The sequence below is a fragment of the Candidatus Zixiibacteriota bacterium genome (genome assembly GCA_029860345.1).
GTDB lineage: Bacteria > Zixibacteria > MSB-5A5 > GN15 > FEB-12 > JAJRTA01.
On sequence record JAOUBJ010000017.1, the window covers coordinates 103930 to 128691 of the forward strand.

Consider the following 24762-nt stretch of genomic DNA (forward strand, 5'->3'; position numbering starts at 1 on the left):
AGGGATCACTGCCTCACCAATGTGCTCATGGACCGTTGTTTCGCGCCGGATGCGGCCACCGAGTTCAGGTCCTCGCGCATGCTCTTCAGCGAGAGTGTGCGCCTCCCCTCCGGTCTCGCCGGTGGCACAGGAATGGCCAACGTTGGATCGATGTCGGCTTTGATTAATCGCCGCAACTGGTCCACGCTTAGCCAGCGGTCGTTGGTACCACTGGAATATGAGAAGCCTGCCGCGCAGCGTCGTCCCTTGAACGTCTCCATGTATTTCGGAACATCCCATAGGTTCATCGAAGGAAGAATCACGAAGTAATGCTCGAACTCAAGACTGTTGATAGCGTCGGTTTCTGTGATCATTTCTTCGTGCAGTTTTTCACCCGGCCTTATGCCGACTGTTTTTTGACGGCAGTGTGGCGCTATAGCTTTGGCCAGGTCGGTGATGTGGTAGCTTGGTATCTTCGGCACGTATATTTCTCCACCCCACATATTGGCAAAGGCATAAAGCACCAGATTGACGCCTTCTGTGAGAGTGATGTTAAACCGGGTCATTCTTGCATCAGTGATCGGCAAGACGCCGTCGGCACGCTTTTTCAGGAAGAACGGAACGACGCTGCCTCGGCTGCCCATGACATTACCGTAGCGGACGACCGATAATTTCAAAAGGCGATCCCCTTTGAAATTGTTGGCCGCGACAAACATCTTGTCCGAACACAATTTCGTAGCACCGTACAGATTGATCGGCGCCGCCGCTTTATCGGTGCTCAGAGCCACGACCTTCTCAATATTGCGGTCAATACTGCACTCGATCACGTTTTGGGCGCCAATGATGTTGGTCTTCACAGCCTCAAACGGATTATACTCCGCCGCGGGCACCTGTTTCAAAGCGGCAGCGTGCACGACCATGTCGATACCCTCAAGGGCACGATACAAACGTTCCTTGTCACGCACGTCACCGATGAAGTAGCGCAGTTGCGGGTATTCCGTCTCGGAAAACTGCTGGCCCATCTCAAACTGCTTCAACTCATCCCGAGAGTAGATGACCAGCCGCTTGATGCCCGGATACTTCGTTAGAACTGTACGAGTGAATTCCTTACCGAAGGAGCCGGTACCACCCGTTACAAGTATTGACTTCCCTGTCAACATAAGTACGCATTCCTATTGCGGAGCCGAGGACGTACCGCCGACTCTCATTTGGTACACATTGGGTCGGTAAGCCAAAACCACCGACACTCAGTCACCATTACATGTAACAAGAGCCGTGCCGGACACACTAAGTCATTAGACGATTGAGGATTACACCTATCCGCGGGCATTGGTTTATGCGCTACAGGGGAACGAATAACCCGTCCGGGCGATTAAACAGTTCCTCCATTTGGCTATGTGGGTAGCATTCGCCTGGTTGTTGTTGAGTTTTCGGGCTCGGCAACTCTTCTTGAGACCCGGACGAACGGGCTTGTTGATAAAGCCTGTGTAGCCTGTTGCGGTGGGTCTTGTCCGCCGCGGCGGACGCAAGCGAATTCGTGCCACCCGCCGCCACTGTGTCACATTGAGTTGGGTGTCGGGTCACACTTCCGTTGGCACGGAATCAAGACAGAACACAACGGTGCCGAAGTTCTTCAGCAAGCCCTTTAGGTGGGGTACCGGAGTTCACCCTTCGACTCCGCTCAGGGTGAGGTGGGGACGCTCAGGGTGAGGTTGCCACCCGCCGAGTCTGAAGACTCAGCGGGCACAACGATGGCGCGCGAAGCGCAAAGAAGTGATTTATCACCGCGAAGCGCAAAGAAGTGGTTTATCACTTCAGTCCAGCCGGAACCTCGATTCGGGGTCGTCTTCGTGGCGGATTTCATCAACCGGCTGGCTGCGTCCTTCGCCAGTGTACAGTCGATTAGGCGCATTGAACACCAAGCCATCGATCCGACCGATATTGCGATAGGCATGCACAACCCCGGGCGGTACGATTACCAAAGTGTGGTTGTCCCGGCCCACCTCAAAAACAGCATTGGCGCCGGATGTGGCCGACTCCGGTCGATTGTCCCAGAGGTAAACGCGAAAAGTCGAGGGACCGAAAAATGCAAATAGATCGGTCTGTTCGACATGTTCGTGCGGGCCACGCGCAACACCCGGTTTGGTCATCGATACATAGGCCATTACCGGGAGAACATCCGGCTCGATTTCGTCGCTACGGAACAACTCCAAAAGCCAACCGCGCGTGTCGTTGTGTTTGGTGATCGACCGTACTACCACACCTTCGATGTTAACATTCACGGATAAGCTCCTTGCCTTCCTCGTGCAGGAATGATTCCAAGGCCGTCTTCCAGTTACGCATGACATTCAGCCCGGCAGCGGCCAGGCGAGTGTTGTCCAAAGTTGATCGCACCGGCCGTTGCGCCGCTCGGACAAACTCGGCTGAAGTGCATGGCTGCAGCAACACATCCATGGCTAAAATTCCGAATACCGCCCGGGCCAGGCCATGCCACGTGGTTTCGCCCTCTGATGTAGCGTGAAGCAATCCGCTCAAGTGTCCGGCCAGCACCACGCGAGTTTGACGCGCGATGTCCATAGTCCAGCACGGATTACCGACCTGATCATCAACGACCTTCAAAGCTGTTACATCGTTGCCCGCCTCACGCGCCGCCACTTGCTTGAGACCGAGTCTGATCATGGTCTTGACGAAATTGTGCCCCTTGCGTCCGTAGACCCAGGATATGCGCATGATGATAGGATCATCCAACACGGCCTGCACGGCTCGTTCGCCCTGAAGCTTTGACTGACCGTACACGGTTACCGGGTTTGGTGGATCATCCTCGGTGTAAGGTCGGTCGTACTTGCCATCGAATACGTAATCGGTGGAGTAGTAGACCATTCGGGCGCCGACATCACGGCAGGCCAGAGCCACACTGCCGGCTCCTTCGGCGTTTACAAGCATGGCTTGCTCGCGGTTTGCTTCACACTCATCGACCTCTGCGTAGGCTGCGGTGTGAAGGACGACCTGCGGGCCGGCCTCGACCACTGCTTTGAGCACGGCCTCACGATCGGTAACATCACAGTCTTCTATGTCAATACCGTGAACAGAGTGCTCCAGGGCCAAGAGGCTCATCAAATCGCTGCCAAGCTGACCCCGGCAGCCGGTGATCAGAAAATCACAGGCCACGATCAACCTCAGCGATGACCTCGCTCAGGTACCGCTTGTACTCGTTGTCGACCATGTTGCCCAGCAGCGACTGCACCTGCGTTTTGTTGATGAACCGCATACGATAAGCTATCTCTTCAATGCATGCGATCTTCTGACCTTGCCGCCGTTCGATAGTGGCGATGAAGTTGCCGGCATCGAGCATGCTGCCGTAGGTGCCGGTATCCAGCCAGGCGATTCCGCGTCCCAACTGTACCACCTGCAGGGAGCCTCGTTTCAGGTACTCGCGATTGACATCTGTGATTTCCAGTTCGCCGCGTGCCGACGGCTTCAGTGACCGGGCAACCGATACCACTTCCGAATCGTACAGGTACAGCCCGGTGACGGCGTAATTCGACTTTGGGTTTTCGGGTTTCTCTTCGATTGATACGACCTTACCCGAGGCATCGAACTCGACCACACCATACCGCTCGGGATCGCTGACGTTATACCCAAAAACAACCGCCCCTGCATCGAACGAACGCGCCGCCCGCAAGAAATCGTAGGCGCCGTAGAAGATATTGTCGCCCAAGATCAAAGCCACCGGGTCTCCCGCAATGAATTGTTCGCCTATGAGAAAGGCCTGGGCAATCCCGGCCGGCTTCGGCTGTACCTGATAGCTGATGTTCAGTCCGAGAGGTCGACCGTCACCGAGCAATTCTTCAAAACGTGGCGTGTCTTCGGGTGTCGAGATCAAGAGGATTTCCGTAATGCCAAACAGCATCAAGGTCGACAGCGGATAGTAGATCATCGGTTTGTCGTACACCGGCAAGAGTTGCTTGCACACAACATGGGTGGCCGGATAAAGGCGGGTGCCGCTACCGCCGGCCAGGATGATCCCCTTGGACAGTTGGCTGGTCATCTGAACCTCCGACTAACGATTGGCATACATCTTGGCATAGTAGTTCTTGTACTCGCCACTGATACATTCTTCAAGCCACACTTGGTGGTCAAGATACCATTTGATAGTGGCATCAAGTCCCTCTTCAAAAGAGACACTGGGCATCCAGCCAAGCTCTCTTTTGATTTTTGAGGCGTCGATGGCGTACCTGCGATCGTGTCCGGGACGATCCGTCACGAATTCGATCAACCGCTCACGTGGACCTCCCCCCAATTTGTCATCCAATGACTCGCAGACGAGTTTCACGAGTTCTATGTTGGTAAGCTCACTGTCGCCACCGATATTGTATGTTTCACCCGCCTTTCCCTTGTGGAATGCGATATCCAGCGCTCGGCAGTGGTCTTCTACGTAGAGCCAATCACGGACATGCAGACCGTCGCCATAGACCGGTAGTTTTAGTCCTTCACGAGCATTACGTATCATCAACGGGATGAGCTTCTCCGGAAACTGGTAGCGTCCGTAATTGTTCGAGCAGTTGGTGGTCACCGTGTCCATACCATACGTCTTGTGGTAGGCACGCACCAGATGATCGGCCGCTGCTTTCGATGCCGAGTATGGAGAGTTGGGATTGTACGGAGTTGTCTCGGCAAAGAAACCGCTCTGTCCAAGCGAACCATACACTTCATCGGTGGAAACGTGGAGAAAACGAAACCGTCCCGACTGGCGATGCCGGGCCAGAGCCGCCTCAAGCAGGTTGGCCGTGCCGACGACATTGGTCAGAACAAAAACCATGGGGCCGTCGATTGAACGATCGACATGCGATTCAGCCGCCAGATGTAAGACGCTGTCGATTTGGTGTCGCTCGAAACAATGCAGAACAGCCGATTGTTCGCAGATGTCCAGTTTCTCGAACCGGTAGTTCTTGCAGTCTTCAAGTGAACTGAGGTTTCTCAGATTCCCTGCGTAAGTCAGACTGTCGATGTTAACGAAAAGATATTCGGGATACCTGGGCACCAGGTGCAACAGCAAATTCGAGCCGATGAAACCTGCGCCACCTGTAACCGCCACTCGTCGCCTAAGCTCACTCACGGGTTTTTGTACTCCTCACTCATCGCCGGTGAGATACTGAAGCGCGAGGACCTTTTCAACTAAAACTTGATCGCGTGTGATGAGTCGGTTGACAAGCGTGGCTCGGCAACCGCCAGTGATAACGGCGGGGGCGTTTCTATTTGTCGCCGCGCAGCATGGGATGCGAGTCGGCCGTGATGCCGGTCGGTTGGGCGTTACGGATGTCGTGGACTAACTCAATCGATGGTCGGGCATCATCCAGGGTGAAACCATGCCCGCTCAACACTTCGCGGTATACCATGGTGTGCAAGTCGGTGAATCCGCCGGAGAACTCGACCTCTTCCCCGTCTATTGTAATAGAGCGATAGGTCGGTTGGTCTTTTTGCACAGCCACTTCCGGCAGGTCGTTTGAGTCGATTGACAGGAACCACTGCACGTCGGCGTTGTCGAGTTCGATGGATCCCCCTACACGATTGGGAGTGGCCAGATGCACCTTGTTGTTCTGGACATCTCCGAACAGCCACATGAGCAGATCGAAAAAATGCACGCCGATATTCGTAGCCAGACCGCCCGAACGCTCCGGCTGACCTTTCCACGACACCAGGTACCATGGTCCGCGCGAGGTAATATAGGTCAGCCGCACGTTATGTTTGCTCTTTGTCTTGACAGTTTTCAGCTTCTCGCGCAAGGCAACCAGAGCTGGATGCACTCGCAATTGCAACACCGTATAGATATTGCGATCACTCTCTTGCTCCAATTCCTGCAGGGCGTCGATGTTCCATGGATTCAACACCAGCGGCTTTTCACAAATCGCGTGCGCCCCGACCCTCAACGCAAACCGAGCGTGAGCATCGTGCAGGTAGTTAGGCGAACAGATGCTTACATACTGCACTGCCTTATTGGAATTCTGGCGGCGCAGCCGCTCGATGTGCCGATCAAATCGTTCGAATTCGGTAAAGAAGGCCACATCCCTGAAATAGCCGTCCAGGACACCCACCGAATCGTGGGGATCGACAGCGGCGATCAATCTGTTGTCGGTCTCTTTTATCGCCTTCAGGTGGCGCGGGGCTATGTATCCGGATGCTCCGGTAAGGGCGAAATTGCTTGGCATTTACTCTCCTCAAACTGCGGCAGGTCTGGCCGCCGATTCTAATCTATGTCGCAGAGATTATACCGACAGAGAGGCGCTGGGCAAAGAGCTTTTTGCTCAGCTCAGAATTTATCCGTCGGCCGGCACTCTCAAGCGAGTTTCAGGAAGAGCGCGCGAAGCGCGAATACCGCGGCCTGACCGTGTCACCCTGGGCACCCCTCCACCTCACCCTGGGCACCCCTCCACCTCACCCTGAGCGGAGTCGAAGGGCCCACGAGGACCTAGACCACCCACACCCCGAGTGAGGTCTTCCTAGAACTGTTTGACCACTTTCAGCACCGAGCGGACATCATCCAGGACATACAAATGAATACAAGGGGCGCCTTGGTTGAACAGTTCCTCACACTGTTTTACCGCCCATTCCACGCCAATCGTCTTGGCATGTTTTGGATTCTCAGTGATCTCATCTACCAGTGCATCCGGCAGATTTATATGAAAATTCCGAGGTAAGCTGGCTAGTTGCCGCGCGCTTTTCATTACCTTGAGACCGGGTATGATCGGGACGGTAATCCCGGCCTCTCGACAGTCGGCCACGAAATCAAAATACTTCCGGTTGTCGAAAAACATCTGTGTCACGATATAGTCCGCCCCGGCTTCAACCTTTTTGACCAGACGCTCAATGTCCGTCTTGGGGTTGGGCGCTTCGACATGTTTCTCCGGATAGCCGCATACTCCGATACAATGCTCAATAGGATCCGAGTTCTCGACATCTTCCAAATACTTTCCCGCCCGCAAATCGTTGAGTTGCGCCACTAATTCGTTAGCGAATGCATTAACGGTTCGACTGCCACCGACGTTCTTATCGTAGTTTCTCTCGTCGCCGCGCACGGCGAGAACATTTTGGATACCCAGGAAACTAAGCTCAATCATAACATCTTCGGTTTCTTCGCGCGTGAATCCCCGGCAGAGTATATGCGGGACGGTGTCGATATTGTACCGGTTCTGAATGATCGCGCACATGCCCATAGTACCCGGTCTTTTGCGGCTGACTCGACGCCGGATAGTGCCGTCATCAAGTTCGTCGTATTGAGCCACGGCGCTGTGGCTGGTCACGTCAATGAATGGCGGATCGAACGGCAGAATCTGCTCGACCACATCAAGAATATCCCGCGCCGATTTCCCCCGCGGCGGCGGGATGATTTCGTAGCTGAACATCGGGCCACTGCTTCGATAGACTCGTTCGGTTACAAACATCGTATCATGATTCCATTCTTCTCATCGGACGTTACACCGCCCAAACCAAAAAGCTCACAAAAAGTTTCATTCGTCAATCAGGTTCGGCGCCAGCCAACGCCTGGCCTGGTCCAGAGGCATTGACTTACGTTCGGCATATTGCTGTAACTGCACCATGTCAATCTTTCCCAGCGGGAAATAATGCGACTGCGGATGGCCGAAATAATATCCGCAAACGGTGGCAGCCGGCGACAATGCAAAGCTCTCCGTTGCAACAACTCCGATCCGGCGTTCGGCATCCAGCAAGGTCAGTAGTGTCTTCTTCTCAGTGTGATCGGGACAACTCGGATAGCCCGGCGCCGGTCGGATTCCATAGTACTTTTCCTGGATCAACTCCTCATTGTCCAGCATCTCATCGCGCGCGTAGCCCCAGAATTCCCGGCGCACGCGCTCGTGCAGCCTTTCGGTCAAGGCCTCGGCCAACCTATCGGCCAACGCCTTGGTCAGGATGGCGCTGTAGTCATCGTGGTCGCGGTCGAACTCTTGAACAAGTTGCTCGACACCGAATCCTGCGCTGGTCACAAAAGCACCCATGTAATCGGCAACTCCCATCTCTTTGGGGGCGACGAAATCGGCCAGGCTTACACTGCCCCCTTCCTTGAGCGGCTGTTGACGTCTTAGCATGTGAAAGACGGTCAGAACTTCTCGCCGTGAGTCGTCGGTGTAAAGCTCGATATCCTCACCAGTCGAGTTGGCCGGGAAAAGACCAAGCACCGCCTTCGCGGTAAGCAACTTCTCACCTACCAAACGTGCCATTAGGCACTCGGCATCGTCCATCAGTTTGCGCGCGTCGGCGCCGTACTTTTCACTGCTTAGAATATTCGGGTAGCGCCCCGGAAGTTTCCAGACATTGAAGAAAGGCGTCCAGTCGATATAGGGCACGACTTCTGCAATCGGATAATCTTCAAAAAGAGTAATACCCGGCGAAGCGACCTCAGCCGGTGTGAACTCCTCCCAATCAAGTATCGGCCTTCGCTCATAAGCCTCCGACGGTGACATCAGTTCGATTGTCTTGGTCTTGGCGGCTCGGTTCTCACGCAGGTAGGCATAGTCACTCTTGGTAGTCCGCACGAAGTCGTCGCGCCCACTGCTATCCAGAAGATCGGCGACGACACCGGGGCAGCGAGAAGCATCGGCCACATAGTTGACCGGACCGTTATAAGCCGGATCGATTCTGAGGGCGGTATGCAGTCGTGAAGTTGTGGCGCCGCCGATCAAGAGCGGCATCTCCATCCCGCGTCGATCCATCTCCCGTGCCACCTCGACCATCTCCTGAAGCGAGGGCGTGATCAGACCGCTCAACCCGACGATATCGTACTCGCCCTCAATCGCAGTATCCAGTATTTTATCACCCGGCACCATCACACCCAGATCGTCTACCCGGTAGCCATGGCAACCCATAACCACGGCGACCAAATTCTTGCCGATATCGTGCACGTCCCCTTTGACCGTGGCCACCAGAATCTTCCCGCGCGAAGACTCCCCGCTCTCTTTTTTTTCGGCTTCCAGATAAGGCGTCAGGACAGCCACTGCCTTTTTCATTACACGCGCCGTCTTCACTACCTGCGGCAGGAACATCTTCCCGGACCCGAACAGCTCCCCCACTTTGTCCATTCCGTCCATAAGGGGTCCCTCGATCACCAGTAGTGCGTCGCCCATCTCGCGCCGTGCCGCTTCGGCATCTTCCTCGATAAAGTCGGCAATCCCGGCCACCAGAGCATAAGACAATCGCTGAGTCACCGCCCAGCCTCGCCAGTCGTCGTCTTTAGCAAGTTTGGATTTCTTGCGCGAGGTCCCTTCGGCCAGTTCGGCCATCCGAGCGGTGGCCTCGGGGTGATGGTTCAGGATTACATCTTCGGCCACCTGCCTCAGTTTTGGTTCGATGTCCTCGTAGCCGATCAACTGACCGGCGTTGACAATGCCCATGTCCATCCCGGCCTGGACAGCGTGATAAAGAAAGACGGAGTGCATGGCCTCCCGCACCACGTCATGACCTCGGAACGAGAACGACAAGTTGCTCACGCCGCCACTGACCAGACAATGCGGTAGTGTCTCTTTGATCGTGCGACAGGCCTTGAGAAAACCGACGGCATAATCGTTGTGCTCATCCATCCCGGTGGCGATGGTGAGTATGGCCGGGTCTATGATAATATCTTCGGGAGGGAAACCGTTCTCGACTAACAGATGATAACAGCGCGTACAGATATCGATCTTGCGCTGATAGCTGTCCGCCTGCCCTTGTTCATCGAAAGCCATCAGCACAACCGCAGCACCGTACTTTCGCACCAACTTAGCCCGTCTTAGAAACTCTTCCTGGCCGTCCTTCAGGCTGATCGAGTTTACCACACCTTTCCCCTGTACGCATTTCAGACCGGCCTCGATTACGGACCAATCGGAAGAATCAATCATGACGGGAACGCGACTGATCTGCGGGTCCGAGGCCACCATATTGAGAAAGCGGGTCATGGCCGCCACCGCGTCCAAAAGCGGGGCGTCCATGTTGACATCTATGATTTGCGCACCGCCGATGACCTGGCCACGGGCGATCTTTAACGCCTCTTCATACTTGTCTTCGCGGATTAGTCGTGCAAACTTCGCCGAACCGGCCACGTTGGTGCGTTCACCGACATTGATGAACAACGAGTCGGGACGAATCTCCAACGCTTCCAGCCCGGACAAGCGACAGCGCGTCGGAACAACCGGCACCCGACGCGGGGCGATACCGGCGACGGCCTCTGCTATGGCTTTGATGTGTTCGGGTGTCGTGCCGCAGCATCCGCCAACGATATTGACCAGCCCTGCCTCGGCGAACTCTTTTAACATTGATGCGATTTGCTCGGGCCTTTCGTCGTAGCCGCCCAGTTCGTTGGGTAGCCCGGCGTTGGGATGAACGGTCACGAAAGTGTCGGCCACTTTCGACAGCGCTTTCAGGTGCGGGCGTAATGCCTCGGCGCCCAGTGCGCAGTTCAAACCGACCAGAAGCGGCGCGGCATGGGCCACCGAAATCCAGAAGGCTTCGGTGGTCTGGCCCGACAAAGTGCGCCCGGATGCATCGGTAATCGTTCCGGAGACCCAAACCGGCACCTCGCGCGCGCCGGCCTCGAACAGTTCAGCGATGGCAAACAGGGCTGCCTTGCCGTTGAGCGTGTCGAAGATCGTTTCGACCATCAGAACGTCAACACCGCCTTCAAGCAGCGCCGCCGCTTGCTCTTTGTAGACAGTGACCAGTTGATCGAACGTGACGTTACGAGAGGCCGGGTCTTCAACGTTGGGTGAGATTGAGCAGGTGCGGTTTGTCGGTCCCAGCGATCCGGCCACGAAACGCGGCTTTGATGGGTCCTTCTCAGCAGCACGATCTGCTGCTGCGCGGGCCAGACGAGCTGCGGCCACGTTCATGTCGTGCACAAACGGTTCGGTTTGGTAGTCGGCTTGTGAGATACTATTGGCGATGAAACTGTTGGTGGTGAGAATGTCGGCGCCGGCTTTCAGGTAGGCTTCGTAGATGCCGGTGATTACATCCGGGCGGGTCAGACTCAGGATGTCGCCGTTGCCGCGCAGGTCAACCGGGTGATCGGCGAATTGTTCACCACGATAGTCCGCTTCGGCCAGCTCGTGCGACTGGATCAGCGACCCGTACCCTCCGTCGAGCACAAGGATGCGCTTTTCAAGCTGTTCGGCGATTGAATTGTCCGACCTTGCCGACATTCGAGCCTCGCTGTGATTTCGTCTACGCCTGTAACCTGCCAACCACCCCTTCCCCACTTCATCGGATCAGCGCAAGAAGGGGTTAGGAATAATACGGGAGAAACGGATGATTGCACAGCGAAAAGTGGACCGTTGATGATTATCTTTGTAGAGCAGAACCGCTTCTGGTTCTGCCGCACTTCAGCTCCGACCCAAAAGACGAACCCCTCTTAACAGTAGGTCGAAACCCCTGTGGTTTCGACATCACGCGCCTTGAAAGCCATTTATGGCCGCGTGACTCTTTGGCTTTGTCTTTGTGACCCAAGATGTCGAAACCCGTCCTTCGCCTACGCTCAGGACGCCCCTTCGGGTCAGGGGTTTCGACCTACAAGAGGACGACAGCGTTCATGCTTCGACTCCGCTCAGCATGAGGTTAGGTTTGCCGCGTAGGGTGGGGGCTTGTCTCCCACCGCTGACACAAGGCCCGCCACTACGCACTGTGATGTGAGCGGCAGGTCACACGAATCCGCTAGCGCGTGATTCGCAAGACCTGCCGTAACGTGTTATACTCCGCCTAATTCTTCCTTGACCGATTTGTCCGCATTCGGTACTATTTGAAGGCAGTTTACCTTGAGACGACAGGTGGCCAGTAGTTGAACGCCCAAGAAGTAGCTGGCAGCAACAGGTCAGTGGCTTCAGTCAACATATTGATTTGAACCTCTGAACCAAACCTCGTCAAAGGAGACCTCCATAGTGTCAGACAATGAAAGCAGACCTTTTTACGCAAACCCAATGATAATGGTCCCCGCGGTGGTTGCTATCATTGGCGTGATACTGGGCGCTTGGTTGATTCCATCTGCAGCCGACTTCGAGATTTCGGTTAGTCCTGTTCAGGGCACAGCCCAACAGGGTGGCGAAAACCAGGCGACGATCACAGTACGAAGTATGCACGGATACAGTCATTCGGTCAGGCTCAGTACCGGTGAAAACCCATCCGGTGTGGCCATTGACTTCTCTCCCCCATTCGAGCAACCTGCACCAGAATACACATCAACTATGAAGATAGTGGCGGGGCCGGACGCACCTACCGGGGTTCATAGTATAGAGATAAAGGGCACCGGCGGAGATGGCGAAATACGAAGTTGCAGCTACTCTTTGACCATCATAGCTCCGCCACCGCCACCACCAGACACTTTCGTGGTCTATAGTGACCTCGACCTTGCCGGCCATGTTTGGACGTGGAATGGCACCAATGGCCTAATGTCAGATGGCAACTATGTATCAGGGGATGCTCCGGAGGGTGTGGAGTGCTATGCGGTTACGGTCGGAGATGGCCGGACTAACTTTTCGGGTTGGGGTGTGTTTCTTGGCGCTTTTACCGAGTCGCATGTGCTAATAGCAGCACACACTATTGACCTTTCAAATCATGGGAGTCTTGAGTTCTGGGTAAAGACACCGGTCGATCTGAAGGTGGAAGTTCAGCAAGATGATACGACCGGCGGCAAATCTCCTGTACTAATTGGGAAGCACGGCTGGGATTCCGATTCGCCCGAAACATGGCAGCGAGTAGTCATACCCGGCAACACATTCAGCCGCGTGGATCGATCTAAGATATTCTGCCCTTTTATGATCACTGGTAAGGGTGGCGGAATCAGCTTCTACGTGGACGACGTTATGTGGGTTCCATAGACGTGCGCGGGTCCACGCCACGTCGTGCACGCGATGACGGGCCCGCCCTGCAAGAGAACTCTGAATCGGAATTGGTCTGACAAAAAAAAGTGGCGCCCCGCAGAATTGAACTGCGGACACACGGATTTTCAGTCCGTTGCTCTACCAACTGAGCTAGGGCGCCAACTTAATGCGTCACTTAAACGTGACCAATTTGGAAATGGCAATTTATTGCTTTGTCGGATGTTGTCAAATGAAATCTTAGCGATGTTTGGTCAAAAACTCCCTGGTCGATGGCGCAAACAGTGTGTACAGAGCCGCTCCCGAAAGAACCAATAATACCAGGTTTTCATACTGCTCATAGCCGATGGCGGCCAGAATGACCACCGCCGCGTTAATACAGACCAAGCCCCAGTAGCCCCATCGCTTATACTCCCTGAAAGCAAATGCGGGTACCAGCAGTCCCAGCCCGATGATCACAAAAATGATCGGCTGCGCCAAATCATCGTAGCTGTGATCGAGAAAACTCAAAACCACTTTCACCCCGCCATAAAGCAGGAACAGCCCGGCGAACATAAACGCATAAAACCCGGCCAGGGTGATGGTAAGAGGATGGCGGTCAACAGGGCGGGTTGGTTGATTTGCAGCAGTGTCATTCATCTTTTGATTTCTCCTAAAAGTCCGGCGCCGATAAAACCGGCGTCGTTGCCCAGGCTGGCTTTAACCACTCTGAGATCTTGTACGGCCGAAGCGAAGGCGCGTTCTTTTATTTCTCGGGCCACGGCGTCGACAAAACCACCGCCACCGTCGGCCATTCCACCACCTATGACTACGGTCTGCGGGTTGAGAAGATTCACTACCCCGGCCAATCCAGTGCCGAGATACTTGGCTGTTTCATCCAGAGTTTCCCGCGCCACGCTGTCGTGTTTTTTGATGGCCTTGAACAGTTTCTTGATGGTCAATTTATCGAGGTCGCCATCCAATAACGAGTCGAAGACCGGTGTCGGTGTCTTTTTCAGTTTGGACCGGGCCCGCTTGATTATGGCATCACAGGAACAGTAGGCTTCAATACACCCGGCCCGTCCACAGGAACACCGAACGCCGTCATAACAGATTGACATGTGCCCCAACTCGGCCGCCGAATGACTTGAGCCGCGCCACAAACTGCCGTCAATCACGATACCGCCGCCGATCCCGGTGCCGACCGTAACACAGACTATCGATCTGGAACCGACCGCCGCCCCGAAACGTGACTCGGCCAGAGCCACGACATTGGCGTCATTGTCGACGTGCACCGGCATGTTCAATCGTTCACCCAGAACCGAACCGATCTCAGTTCCCTGCCAACCGTCGATGTTCGGACAGGGGCCGATAACCTTGCCGGTCTCGGCATCGACCGCCCCGGGACTGCCGACACCAAGCCACTTGACCTGGTGGTCCTCCTCGGCGGCATGCAGAAGCAACTCCTCGGCGATGTTTGTAACCAGATGCATAAGCACCTTGGGGCCTTTGTCAGCCATGGTCGGACGCTGTTGGCGGTGAACGACCAGGCCGTCTTCATCGACGAGCCCGAACTTGATGTTTGTGCCGCCGATATCGATTCCGGCGTAGATATTCTTCACAGGCTCGGCCAACGACCTACTCCTTGCACAGATGTTATGAGCACATCTTTAGTCCTCGGCCATTATAAGAGGGTAGTTTCAATCCTGTCAAGGCAAAACCGGGGTGTGATAAATCACTCTTGCGCTACGCGGCTTGTGATTCCACAGATTGTGCCCGCTGAGTCTTCAGACTCGGCGGGTGGAAACCTCACCCTGAGCGGAATCGCAGGGTGCATGGTCAAGCCGTGTCTTGGCAGCTCCACCTTTTTCAGAGACAGGCGCGAAGGGCCAAGAACCCATTTAGGGGTCGTTCACCCCTTCACACCAAAATCAAAGACGTCCGGCCGTGAATAATGACCGGCCACATCGAACATCCACTTTTGCGTTGGAATCGTCGACAGGTCAACCTCGGCGTAGAGAATCTCAGCAACCGAGTTGGCCGGTCCGGCGATAATCGCACCGGTCGGATCGACGATCAGACTATTCCCCTGGTTTACCCAGACTTTGTCTTCCGGGTAAAGATTCTTGTAGTCATATTTGTCCGGGATGTCATCCTTGTGCATACCCGGTGCGACACTGATTACGTACATGCCACCCTCGCGTGCAATATGACGCATGGCCACCTGCCAGGCCTCAGACTGATCCCAGGTGGGGGCTACGTAAAGTTGCACACCTGCCTGATACATAGCCATTCGAGGCAACGGCATGAAATTCTCCCAGCAGATCAGCCCGCCCAACTTGCCCAAACTTGTATCGAAACTGACCAGGGTACTGCCGTCGCCGGGCGCCCACATCAGACGCTCTCCCCCGGTCGGAATCAGTTTGCGGTGGCGTCCCATGATTTCGCCGGATGGACTGAGATACAGGATCGTGTTGTAGACACTTGAGTTGCTGTCGGCGCTGTTTCGTTCGTTGATCCCGATAGCGACATAGATACCGGCGCTCTTGGCGGCTTTGCAAAGTTGCGCGGTTGACTCATCCGGAATAGTCACGGCCGAGGCGAGAAAGTCTGCATACAGATCGCTTATCGCCGCCTTGTTACCGGCCGGCAGGACCCACACCCAGTCGGGGTAGCCGGAGATAAAGGCTTCGGGAAAGACGGCCAGCGATGCGCCGTTCTTACCCACTTCAACGATTAGTTGACAAGCCTTCTCGACCGATGCCTCTTTATTGAGGAACACTGGACTGGCTTGCACGGCGGCTACTTTGAATGGTGTCGGTGTACTGCTCACATTGGCTCCTGAGGATTACAATTAACTTATCATGCCTAAACACGGTAACTATAGAAGTGTTCAAATGAAACCGAAATGTCAATGGATGGTGTGGGGATTGACTTCGTGATCCCCGGGTGGCCGTCTCAAACCTTGTTTGGGGCGGCGGGCCAGCAGGCAAGCCTGTTCCTTCGTGCTACGCACCCATCTCTGGAGAGTGTCGAAGACACAAAGATACGGCTTGACCGTGCACCCTTCGACTCCGCTCAGGGTGAGGTTGAAAGGTGCTAAGCGCGTGATAATGAGGCAACACCGCGGAGCTTTGGGACAGTTACCTCTGTGTCATTCTGGCGAAGGCCAGAATCCAGTCTTGGGACTGCAAGTCTGGGACCCTGTTTTAACAAGAATTACAATCGCAAATCGACGAGCGAAGCCCAAAAAACCGATTTATCAGTGTCATGCCGAGCGCAGTCGAGGCATGAACAATCTTGATATCCGGACTGAAGTCAGGTCGGCACGGCAGTCAGGCGGAGACAAGCCCCGCCGCTACGCGATCAGACAACAACCTCATGCTGAGCGGAGTCGAAGCATGAATGAGATTGCCGCGCTCATTCGCCTCTGGCACACACGACGGATGGCCGCCTCAACCTTGTATGGGGCGGAGAGGTAAAGCACCACCTACCATCTGTCGACACCGCCTAAAGCCCGCATCGTTGCTCCATTGTCGTCAGGTACTCCATCGCCGCTTTCTCGGCCTGGTCTCCAAGCTTCGTCTCGCCATCTGAGGAGCGCAAAGATCGGTAAAGCTCAACACAGACTCGCAAGGCACGAAAGCAATCGGCGGCATCGTAGCTCGCAAGCGTACCGCGAAGCCTGTGCGCGAACTCCGGCGCCACAGTCTCGATTCTTCGCACCCCCGATGGACAACCTCCCGCACGATGAAGACACAGAGGTCCCAGCACCTTTCCACGCAGAAAAGAAAAGCCGTCGATGGCCTCAAACAGCTCACCCCTGCCTATCTTCACCGCAATATAGTGCACCCAGACCCAGAAACGGTCTTCTATCCACTGGGCATCGGGTGATGGAAACTCCGCCTTGCCGTGCTTTAGCGCTTGAGACATGCGTCCCACGCGCTCCCAAAGTATGGCCGGGTTCTCGACCCGTTTCGCGATATCATCAAGAGCCACGAATTTCAGATCGACGTGCACCAGCGGCTCATCGTACAGACAAATGAGCAGGCGCGGTTCACCGACATGCTCACCGGTGAAGGCGGCCAGGAGAACTCCGAATGAAGCGGCAATCTCTCGGCGATTATCCATCACCTCATCGTAATCGCGAGACTCAACGGCAATCACGAGGTCCAGGTCACTGAATTCGTCCATGGAATCGTTAAGGTACGATCCACCGATAGCGACACCGACGATTCGAGTATCGTGGCATATTGACTTGACCATGTTTTGGAGAAACTGTCGATGGACTGCGGGAACCGACGCTGGGAACATCCACCAGGATAGATGATTGGGAAGGAGCAGGCAAGCCCATAAATGGGATTCTTGCGCTATGCACGTATTTCATGTAACCCTTCGACTCTCAGGCTGTGTCGCAATCATGTGTTCCACCGGTTCCTGCGTTCGCCGAAAGCGAGCGTGTGAACCGGTGGTTCCTGAGGTTGCTCTCTCACAACACGATGCCGAGCATCGCAGGGTCACAACCACGCCTGGGGCGTGGTCAGGACCCTGCGAAACCCTATTATGACACAGCCTGTCTGCTCAGGATGAGGTTGTTGGCATTCAAAGCCATAAATGTACTCAAAAAAGTGACACACCGGCGAACTCTTGATGCGTATTTCTGGTTAGATTAGCAAAGTTAGTCGTCAGACACCGGGACCACCGGTGAAAGGAGAACTCAGATGACCAGGATAGCCGAAGCTCAACCGACCGAGTTAGCCAAAATCCAGGAACTACAAAACAAGATACTGGAAGACAAGAAGAAACTGGCCGAGATGCGCCGAAATGCCCCGAATGAAGAAGTGTCGGATTATACATTCACCTCACACGATGGCTCTGAAATCAAACTGTCCGACATGTTCGGTACCCATCAGGACCTGATTCTGATTCACAACATGGGCAGAGGATGTGCCTACTGTACTCTTTGGGCGGACGGTTTCATCGGTTTCACCGAGCATCTTGAGAACCGGGCAGGTTTTGTTGTGATCTCCAAAGATGAGTACACCATTCAGCGTAATTTCCACAAGAGCCGCGGATGGAATTTCAAGATGCACTCAAGCCACAACTCGACGTTCAACAGAGACATGGGCTATGAAGACGACAAGGGTTCGCAAATGCCCGGCATCTCTGCTTTTCACAAGGACGCCAACGGCAAGATCTGGCGGACCGGCTCGACCTGGTTTGGACCCGGCGATGATTTTTGTGCCGTGTGGCCGATGTTTGACCTGTTGAAGGATGGCCCCAACGGCTGGGCGCCCAAGTTCTCGTATTAGTTATAGCCTGGGCTGATTAGGTGGTGTCGGGCGACCCCGCCCGACGCAGGCAAGCCTGTTTTTCGCGCTACGCGCGGTCACTCTCTGTCCTATTGCGTGCCCGGCAGATGTCCACATCTGCCGCTCGGCTCGCAGATCATCCGGCGGTGCATGAGGACATACGCCGACCACGTGAAGTTACTTACCGATAGCTTCCGTCACCTTCGTCGTTGCCGATTTGTCGAGCTTGTTGTAAGGAAAGTCGGAGGCCACAGCCTTGACCTCATCCTGTGAGACGTGTTGGTTTCCCTCAACCTGGACGAGGATACGCTCAGACACCAAAACCATGAACTGGGTTTGCTCGACATCCATGTCGTCATTAAACTGTAACATTACCTTAGCGGGATAACCACTAATCTCCGTGGACTTTAACATGCCTTCAGGCGTGTCGTACTCTACTGCCGAAAAGAAGGCCGCCAGCATCATCTTGACCATCCCAGAGTCCATTACGCGAAGGGTGATCTTCTTCTGACCTTTGTCGAGTTGCTTGGTATAGCTGCGCTCGACTGTGGAGTAGCTCATTGAAGGCGTCTCGGCCGATTGCGCTGTCTTGTCATCGGTCCCACCGTACCCGGCCATCCCAGCAGCGGCTCCGTCGAAGTTGAACGTGCCGCCGTCGATCTTTCCGGCCTCCAAGTCGCCTATGGATTTCGGAAGGAGCTTGGCCAACTCGCGCCAGTTTAGGGCCTCGACTTGTTCTCCTGTCCCACCTCCGGGCAGTCCCATGGACTTCATCATCTCCATCGCCTTAACTTGCGCCTCGGCTTTTTTGTCTTGAGCCTGAGCGTGTACTTCACCCGTGAAGAATAAGCCCAGCACTAACAGGACCAAACTTAGCTTTACAATCATACCCCAGCACCTCCTTCGGTTACAAACCGGTTAATACAGCTTCATATCTATTGATACGCTTCTACCAGGGGGATTGTGGGACTGACAGCGCCGGAAGGCCAAAGGTTTGGCCGAAAATGCCGTATATATCTATTATGGAGTGTTTTAGCCCACGCTTATCGTCGGCCGGACCTACTCGATTACAATTTCTGCACAGCTTGTGCCCTGAATCTAAGAACTGACCCTCAATCCCACGGAGGAATACAATGCGAAGTCTAACAGTTATCATTCTGTTCACGATCCTTGTCACATCGGTGGCTGCTTCGGCACCATCAATAATCAACTATCAGGGTCGATTGACCGACAACGGTGTACCCGTACCGGATGCTGACTTGTCTGTAACGTTTACCATCTACGATGCCAAGGTTGGCGGTAATCCGTTGTGGACCAGGACGCAGACTGTCAGTGTCAAAGACGGTCTGTTTTCTGTGTTGCTTGGCATCCCTGCACCGATTCCGGACAGCGTCTTCGACGGCTCAACGCGCTATATGGCCTTCGCAGTTGACGGCGGGCCGGAGATGGACGGTCGTGTGGCACTCGTATCCGTCCCCTATGCGATAAAGGTAGGCAGTGTCGACGGCGCCAGTGGCGGGAATATCACCAGCAAACTGTCGATTGGACCCTCGCACACAAACACTGGGGATCATTCTTTCATTACCGGGTCTAGCAACACCGCATCGGGTGACCATTCGGTTGTCGGCGGTGAAGGAAATACCGCTTCCGGAGCCTGGGCTGTGATTGGTGGCGGTCAGAACAACTCAAACGCGTCTCTTTTTGGTACAATCGGCGGTGGTCAGGACAACATTATTCTTGGCGGCAACCATGTAACTATCTCTGGCGGCAAAACGAACTCGGTCGACGGGTTGTACGGCACGGTGGGAGGAGGGTTTAGCAACCAAGGGGATGCCGGCTCCACCGTTGCCGGTGGCTATGACAGTGAGGCCGTAGGCGCGTCTACGGTAGGCGGTGGTTTACGAAATACTGCGACCACCTTTCAGTCGACCATCTCCGGCGGGATCTATAACAGAGCGGAAGACACTCTGTCGACAGTTAGTGGTGGTGGATACAATTTCGCACGGGGCGCCTTTTCGGTGGTGGCGGGAGGTGGAGGAATGTCGGACGCAGATTCCAACTCGGCAACCGGTATATATGCAGCAATCTCGGGCGGGACACGCAACGTGGCCTCGGGAGGTAAGTCGGTTGTCGGTGGTGGAGATTTTAACACGGCGTCAAATACATTCGCCACCGTAGCAGGTGGCTGGGCCTGCCTGGCCGGGGCTGACTTTGCGACTGTTGGCGGAGGATTTGACAACGATGCGATCGGTAACCGTTCCGTTGCATCCGGCGGTAAGTGGAACCGGGCCAACTCGGACGCTTCCACCATTGCAGGCGGTCACGGAAACCAAACACACGCCACAGGGGCAACAGTCGGTGGAGGGGGGCGCAACAGAGCGTCCGGTGACTTCTCAGTTATAGCCGGAGGTGGTGGCTACTCAGTGTCTGACTCGAATACGACCACCGGCTTTAACTCGGCGATAGGGGGTGGTCGCAAGAATCTGGCAGGCGGAGATTGGTCCGTCGTCTCTGGTGGCTCAAACAATGTAGCCGAAGGGTGGGGCGCAACTGTTTCCGGAGGAGCATACAACTCTGCGAACGGCGATTTCGCTGTCGTGGGTGGAGGGGGGTCCGATTCTCCAGCCGATTCCAACTCCGCTTCGGGAGGCGGCGCGACCGTTCCGGGGGGATTGCGAAACGTGGCATCAGGGTTCGGATCGTTTGCCGCCGGTGTCGGTGCCCATGCGATATCGAATTTTAGTTTTGCCTGGGCGGACAATCCGGGAGTGAGCACTCCCTTCGAGGCGGTCGTCCCGCGGTCCTTCATAATTCGGGCCAGTGGCGGTGTTGGAATCGGAACCAATGAGCCGCTGGCTGATCTCCACGTCAACGGCAATATCTGTTACACAGGTTCTATTGGAGCCTGCTCCGACAAACGCTATAAGAAAAACATCTCCAATCTGAGCGGCAGTCTGGACAAGGTCCTCAAAATGCGGGGGGTTAGTTACGACTGGAATCAAGTGGATTATCCGAAGCACGACTTTGACGACCAAAAACATCTCGGATTCATCGCGCAGGAAGTTGAAGAACTGTATCCTGAGATGGTGATGACTGACAAGAACGGTTACAAGTCTGTCGATTACTCCCGCCTCACCCCTGTGCTGGTCGAAGCTATCAAAGAACAGCAAGAGCAGATCAAGTCACAAAACGCACAAATCGAAACACAGCAGGCCCAGCTTGATAAACTCCAGGTCCTGGTCAATAATCTGGTGTCAATGACCCAATCGAGCATGACACTATCAAAAAAGTAAAGTCTGCTACCTGATTGATGGCTATTCCATAATGGAATATGTGGACCTATTAAGAAATATCTCCTCGTATTAGGTACTATCCTGCGTATCTTCTACACGTCAGGTACTAATCACGTGCTCGCGATGGTCACACAAGCTATTGTTGATCACAAGAACCCATTGGGAGGGACCCTATGTCTCCGAAGATTCTGTTTTCAATCATCTGTATCTCACTCCTTTCTGCCAACATTCCAGCTGATGTTCCAAACGTGGTTAACTATCAGGGACGCCTGACGGAGGCATCGGGTGATCCAGTGGCCGACGATGCTTATCTGGTTAAGTTCATTATCTATGATGACCCGATTGCGGGCGCCGAAATCTGGAACTCGAATTTTCAGACCATAAACACTTCCAATGGCCTATTCACTTACCTGTTGGGAAGCAACGAAACATTGCCGGTCGGAATCTTTTCGGACACAAACAGATACCTCGCCCTTACTCTCGGCACCAACCCTGAATCAACCCCCCGTTCGCAGTTCAATACAGTTTCATATGCCTTTGAAGCACAAAACGCGTCTGATGCCGATTCACTCGGTGGACTTGATCCTTCGTTCTATCTTGACTGGGATAACCTGACAAATGTCCCGCCCGCTTTCGACGATGACACCCTTGACAGTTGGGAAATCCTTGATGAACCTGGGATCGCAGCCAACAGGTGGGGCGGCACTATAGTTCTTAGTCAGACTACCACGGTTATGACCGATCTTCGAACCGTGACTATTAGCATACCAGCACCCGGATATATAGTGGTAAACGGACACACCGATCTCCACCTTCGAGGGACCACTGGTAGGAATCAAGTCAAACTTCAAATCGATGAGACTATTGGCGGCAGCGCTGTGGGGTCGTACGATTCTCATACGGGGTTTGAAGCTGCTCCCAATACCTCGACGATCTACTATTCCGCAGACGTTAGCAGGATCTATTTCAAGTTCGAGGGACAGTATACATTTAGGTTGGAGGCTGTGGCGCATCATTTGAACAATGGGGATGCTGTTTCAGAGTGTGGTGGGCCTACAATAGTGGCAACTTATTTCCCAACCTCCTATGGATTTGTGTCTACCGTCGGCCAGGATCCCCCGGCTGATATAGAGAGTCAGTTGATTGAGATAACCAACCCGGACGGCTCGACCGAACAGACATATCAGTACGACCTTCGCGATCTGGAGCTTAGAGCAAAGGAAGCACGGCTCAAGGCTCAAGAAGCTGAGTTGGAGCTTCTAAAAGCGAAGCAGCAGGGCGCTTCAGGCAGGTGATTTCTCGGATGTGTGCAATTACAGCATATACAAGAAGATGTGTCAAATCGGTCGTTAATGAAACAGCCGACGACCCTTCGAAAGTAAGAACCAAAACTGCCCCCAGGGGCGGAAGGAAACGATCATGAAACGACTAATTACTTTGTCACTTGCTTTGATACTAGGAGTCGCCGTCGGTACTACGATGTTGATGCCAAGGAATGCCGAAGCGGTGGGTGGTCTGCTCTTTGGCCAGGCGGAACTTATTGAATTCAGTAATGATCAGGTTGTGAACCGGGTAGTAGTACGAATCAATAAAGGATGGCTCAACTCAGATAACTTCACTTTGGGCATTACAATCACAGGACTCAACGACGGTCCTCACGAACATGGATATCAGGAGGTCCATTTGAGAACCACCGAAGTCCTAGGCACTGAAAACAATACTGCTTATGTTGGTATCGATTGGAACACAGACATCGCACCGACTCACAGTTCGGAGACTTATACTGTTTGCGTTAAGATCATGAACAACGGAGCCGAGACGTGTAATGACTTTGGACCTTACTAAGCATCAAAGTATACACCCGAAAAAGTCATAGAACTTGCCGGCAGAGCAGGTGAAGAAACCGGCATACACTTCTGCCTGAAATAACCAAGACGAAACGTAACAAAACTGCCCCCAGGGGCGGAAGGAAACGATCATGAAACGACTAATCACTCTATCACTCGCTTTGATACTAGGAGTCGCCGTCGGCACTACGATGATGATGCCGAACGATGCCGAAGCTATCGATGCTAAACTAACGGGGCTTCCTGTATCTCTTAATGCTGATGGGTTAGAGGTATTCTCTCTCGTTGTGGAAGTCAAAAAAGGCTGGGTAAATACTGACAATATCGCGTTAGACATAACAATTGAAGGTTTCAACAACACGGTTTCATTCCGTGGGCGTCAGGTAGTTCCCATGTCAATGACGAGCATCTTCCCTGATACGGATGAGAGAGACTTAGTCCACGTGTTAGTTGAATGGAATGATGCCGCTCGTAATGTCCATGCCGAAGTATATGAAGTGTGTGTTCAGGTTCTGGCAGGAGGGATACCACTGGGTGGAAACGAATGTGATATTTTCAGCGTGGTTCAATAGACTACCACCGGGAGACAAAGTGCTCCCCAACATCTATATGATTCCCCAACGAGGAAACTGAGGCTCAGTTCTGCCAGCAATAGGCAAGACGAAACGTAACAAACTGCCCTCAGGGGCGGAAGGAAACGATCATGAAACGACTAATCACTCTATCACTTGCTTTGGTTCTGGTGTTTGCGCTGGCGACGTCATTGTTGGTGCCGAAGGAGGCTGAAGCGGTCGCAGCTACGCTAACGGGTATTCCTCTGGCGATTGAATTTGGTGGCACCCTCCAAATTCAGTACGTATTGATTGAAGTAAAAAGAGGCTGGTTAAATGGTGCAGCCTTTGAATTAGATATCGAGATCACTGGTGTAAACGGTGTGCCTCAAGACCATGGGCATAGGAGGGTTCCTCTTTCCTCTGGTACTGTCTTTTCTGCCGATAGAGACATCGCCCACGTCGTGATTCCGTGGGATGATCCAGGCTCACAGAACACCGATGAGACTTACACTGTAACCGTTCAGGTGCTGGCACAAGGGACACCACTGGGCTTTCCTATTTCTAGACCATTCGAATAGCTGTCCATAGTAATTACATAGCATTGTGCCAGCCCATCAGTTGTATATCTGCTCAGGGAAAAAGCTGATGCTCATTTTCAGTAGAAAGAACTAATGACGAGTTTAGGCAAGAGCCCTTTAATGTAATTGAGGGTGCCCTTAAAAAAGGCGCCACCCGGATTCGAACCGGGGAATGGAGGTTTTGCAGACCTCTGCCTTACCACTTGGCTATGGCGCCAAAAAAAAGCGGGAAACGAGACTCGAACTCGCGACAGCCACCTTGGCAAGGTGGTGCTCTACCAACTGAGCTATTCCCGCTTAGCGAATTTGGTCACAGATTATACTATCGGCATACCACCTTGTCAACTTCTTTCGATTTGGAAATTAACC

At 53.9% G+C, this 24762-nt stretch carries 20 protein-coding genes and 3 tRNA genes; 7 read left to right on the forward strand and 16 right to left on the reverse strand.

All coding sequences use genetic code 11. The features are described 5' to 3' along the window. Positions 1–5 precede the first annotated feature (5 nt). The 8 genes from pseB to metH form a co-directional block, all read right to left on the reverse strand. On the reverse strand, positions 6–1139 hold the full coding sequence (gene pseB / locus OEV49_15475) for a UDP-N-acetylglucosamine 4,6-dehydratase (inverting) (protein ID MDH3892467.1): 1134 nt from the start codon (positions 1137–1139) through the stop codon (positions 6–8). Positions 1140–1793: 654 nt separating this feature from the next. Then, positions 1794–2261 carry a dTDP-4-dehydrorhamnose 3,5-epimerase family protein gene (locus OEV49_15480; GenBank protein ID MDH3892468.1) on the reverse strand — a complete coding sequence of 156 codons (468 nt, stop codon included), beginning with the start codon at positions 2259–2261 and terminating at the stop codon, positions 1794–1796. Beyond that, on the reverse strand, positions 2251–3147 hold the full coding sequence (gene rfbD / locus OEV49_15485; GenBank protein ID MDH3892469.1) for a dTDP-4-dehydrorhamnose reductase: 897 nt from the start codon (positions 3145–3147) through the stop codon (positions 2251–2253). The genes OEV49_15480 and rfbD overlap by 11 nt, the downstream gene beginning before the upstream one ends. Then, positions 3137–4027 (reverse strand): glucose-1-phosphate thymidylyltransferase RfbA, encoded by an 891-nt coding sequence (gene rfbA / locus OEV49_15490; GenBank protein MDH3892470.1) that lies wholly within the window; start codon positions 4025–4027, stop codon positions 3137–3139. Before rfbA ends, rfbD begins: the two co-directional genes overlap by 11 nt. 12 nt (positions 4028–4039) lie before the next feature. Further along, complete coding sequence (gene rfbB, locus OEV49_15495; GenBank protein ID MDH3892471.1) at positions 4040–5095, reverse strand: dTDP-glucose 4,6-dehydratase; 1056 nt, start codon at positions 5093–5095, stop codon at positions 4040–4042. Between the two features lie 136 nt (positions 5096–5231). After that, positions 5232–6185, reverse strand: a complete 954-nt coding sequence (locus OEV49_15500; protein ID MDH3892472.1) for a Gfo/Idh/MocA family oxidoreductase — start codon at positions 6183–6185, stop codon at positions 5232–5234. A 291-nt stretch (positions 6186–6476) separates the two neighbouring features. After that, entirely contained in the window at positions 6477–7418 is a 942-nt protein-coding gene (locus OEV49_15505; GenBank protein ID MDH3892473.1) for a methylenetetrahydrofolate reductase, read from the reverse strand. Positions 7419–7484: 66 nt separating this feature from the next. Next, a complete protein-coding gene (gene metH / locus OEV49_15510) occupies positions 7485–11162 on the reverse strand; it encodes a methionine synthase (GenBank protein ID MDH3892474.1) in 3678 nt (1225 codons plus the stop codon). 732 nt (positions 11163–11894) lie between these two features. Between metH and OEV49_15515 the strand changes: the two genes are divergently transcribed. Continuing rightward, on the forward strand, positions 11895–12830 hold the full coding sequence (locus tag OEV49_15515) for a hypothetical protein (GenBank protein ID MDH3892475.1): 936 nt from the start codon (positions 11895–11897) through the stop codon (positions 12828–12830). 90 nt (positions 12831–12920) lie between these two features. Here OEV49_15515 and OEV49_15520 read toward each other — a convergent pair. From OEV49_15520 to OEV49_15540, 5 genes are all read right to left on the reverse strand, one after another. Beyond that, positions 12921–12993, reverse strand: a tRNA-Phe gene (locus OEV49_15520). A 77-nt stretch (positions 12994–13070) separates the two neighbouring features. Next, the gene (locus tag OEV49_15525) at positions 13071–13469 is read right to left on the reverse strand and encodes a hypothetical protein (protein ID MDH3892476.1); all 399 of its coding nucleotides are present in this window, start codon (positions 13467–13469) and stop codon (positions 13071–13073) included. After that, the gene (locus OEV49_15530; GenBank protein MDH3892477.1) at positions 13466–14443 is read right to left on the reverse strand and encodes an ROK family protein; all 978 of its coding nucleotides are present in this window, start codon (positions 14441–14443) and stop codon (positions 13466–13468) included. The genes OEV49_15525 and OEV49_15530 overlap by 4 nt, the downstream gene beginning before the upstream one ends. A 278-nt stretch (positions 14444–14721) precedes the next feature. Further along, positions 14722–15642, reverse strand: coding sequence for a carbon-nitrogen hydrolase family protein (locus OEV49_15535; GenBank protein ID MDH3892478.1), 921 nt, complete (start codon positions 15640–15642; stop codon positions 14722–14724). Between the two features lie 677 nt (positions 15643–16319). Beyond that, on the reverse strand, positions 16320–17123 hold the full coding sequence (locus OEV49_15540) for an aminoglycoside 6-adenylyltransferase (GenBank protein MDH3892479.1): 804 nt from the start codon (positions 17121–17123) through the stop codon (positions 16320–16322). A gap of 407 nt (positions 17124–17530) precedes the next feature. Between OEV49_15540 and OEV49_15545 the strand changes: the two genes are divergently transcribed. Then, on the forward strand, positions 17531–18121 hold the full coding sequence (locus OEV49_15545) for a DUF899 family protein (protein ID MDH3892480.1): 591 nt from the start codon (positions 17531–17533) through the stop codon (positions 18119–18121). A 177-nt stretch (positions 18122–18298) separates the two neighbouring features. On the opposite strand, the gene OEV49_15550 is transcribed toward OEV49_15545, so the two are convergent. Next, entirely contained in the window at positions 18299–19009 is a 711-nt protein-coding gene (locus tag OEV49_15550; GenBank protein ID MDH3892481.1) for a hypothetical protein, read from the reverse strand. A 245-nt stretch (positions 19010–19254) separates the two neighbouring features. Here OEV49_15550 and OEV49_15555 point away from each other — a divergent pair, with 245 nt between their 5' ends. From OEV49_15555 to OEV49_15575, 5 genes are all read left to right on the forward strand, one after another. Beyond that, positions 19255–21414 (forward strand): tail fiber domain-containing protein, encoded by a 2160-nt coding sequence (locus OEV49_15555; GenBank protein ID MDH3892482.1) that lies wholly within the window; start codon positions 19255–19257, stop codon positions 21412–21414. A 173-nt stretch (positions 21415–21587) separates the two neighbouring features. After that, complete coding sequence (locus OEV49_15560) at positions 21588–22709, forward strand: hypothetical protein (GenBank protein MDH3892483.1); 1122 nt, start codon at positions 21588–21590, stop codon at positions 22707–22709. A gap of 124 nt (positions 22710–22833) precedes the next feature. Further along, a complete protein-coding gene (locus OEV49_15565) occupies positions 22834–23259 on the forward strand; it encodes a hypothetical protein (GenBank protein MDH3892484.1) in 426 nt (141 codons plus the stop codon). Positions 23260–23392: 133 nt separating this feature from the next. Further along, a complete protein-coding gene (locus OEV49_15570) occupies positions 23393–23833 on the forward strand; it encodes a hypothetical protein (GenBank protein ID MDH3892485.1) in 441 nt (146 codons plus the stop codon). 131 nt (positions 23834–23964) lie between these two features. Beyond that, complete coding sequence (locus OEV49_15575) at positions 23965–24393, forward strand: hypothetical protein (GenBank protein MDH3892486.1); 429 nt, start codon at positions 23965–23967, stop codon at positions 24391–24393. A gap of 145 nt (positions 24394–24538) precedes the next feature. Here OEV49_15575 and OEV49_15580 read toward each other — a convergent pair. After that, positions 24539–24610 (reverse strand) — tRNA-Cys (locus tag OEV49_15580). A 7-nt stretch (positions 24611–24617) separates the two neighbouring features. After that, a tRNA-Gly gene (locus tag OEV49_15585) sits at positions 24618–24690 on the reverse strand. Positions 24691–24762: the final 72 nt, after the last annotated feature.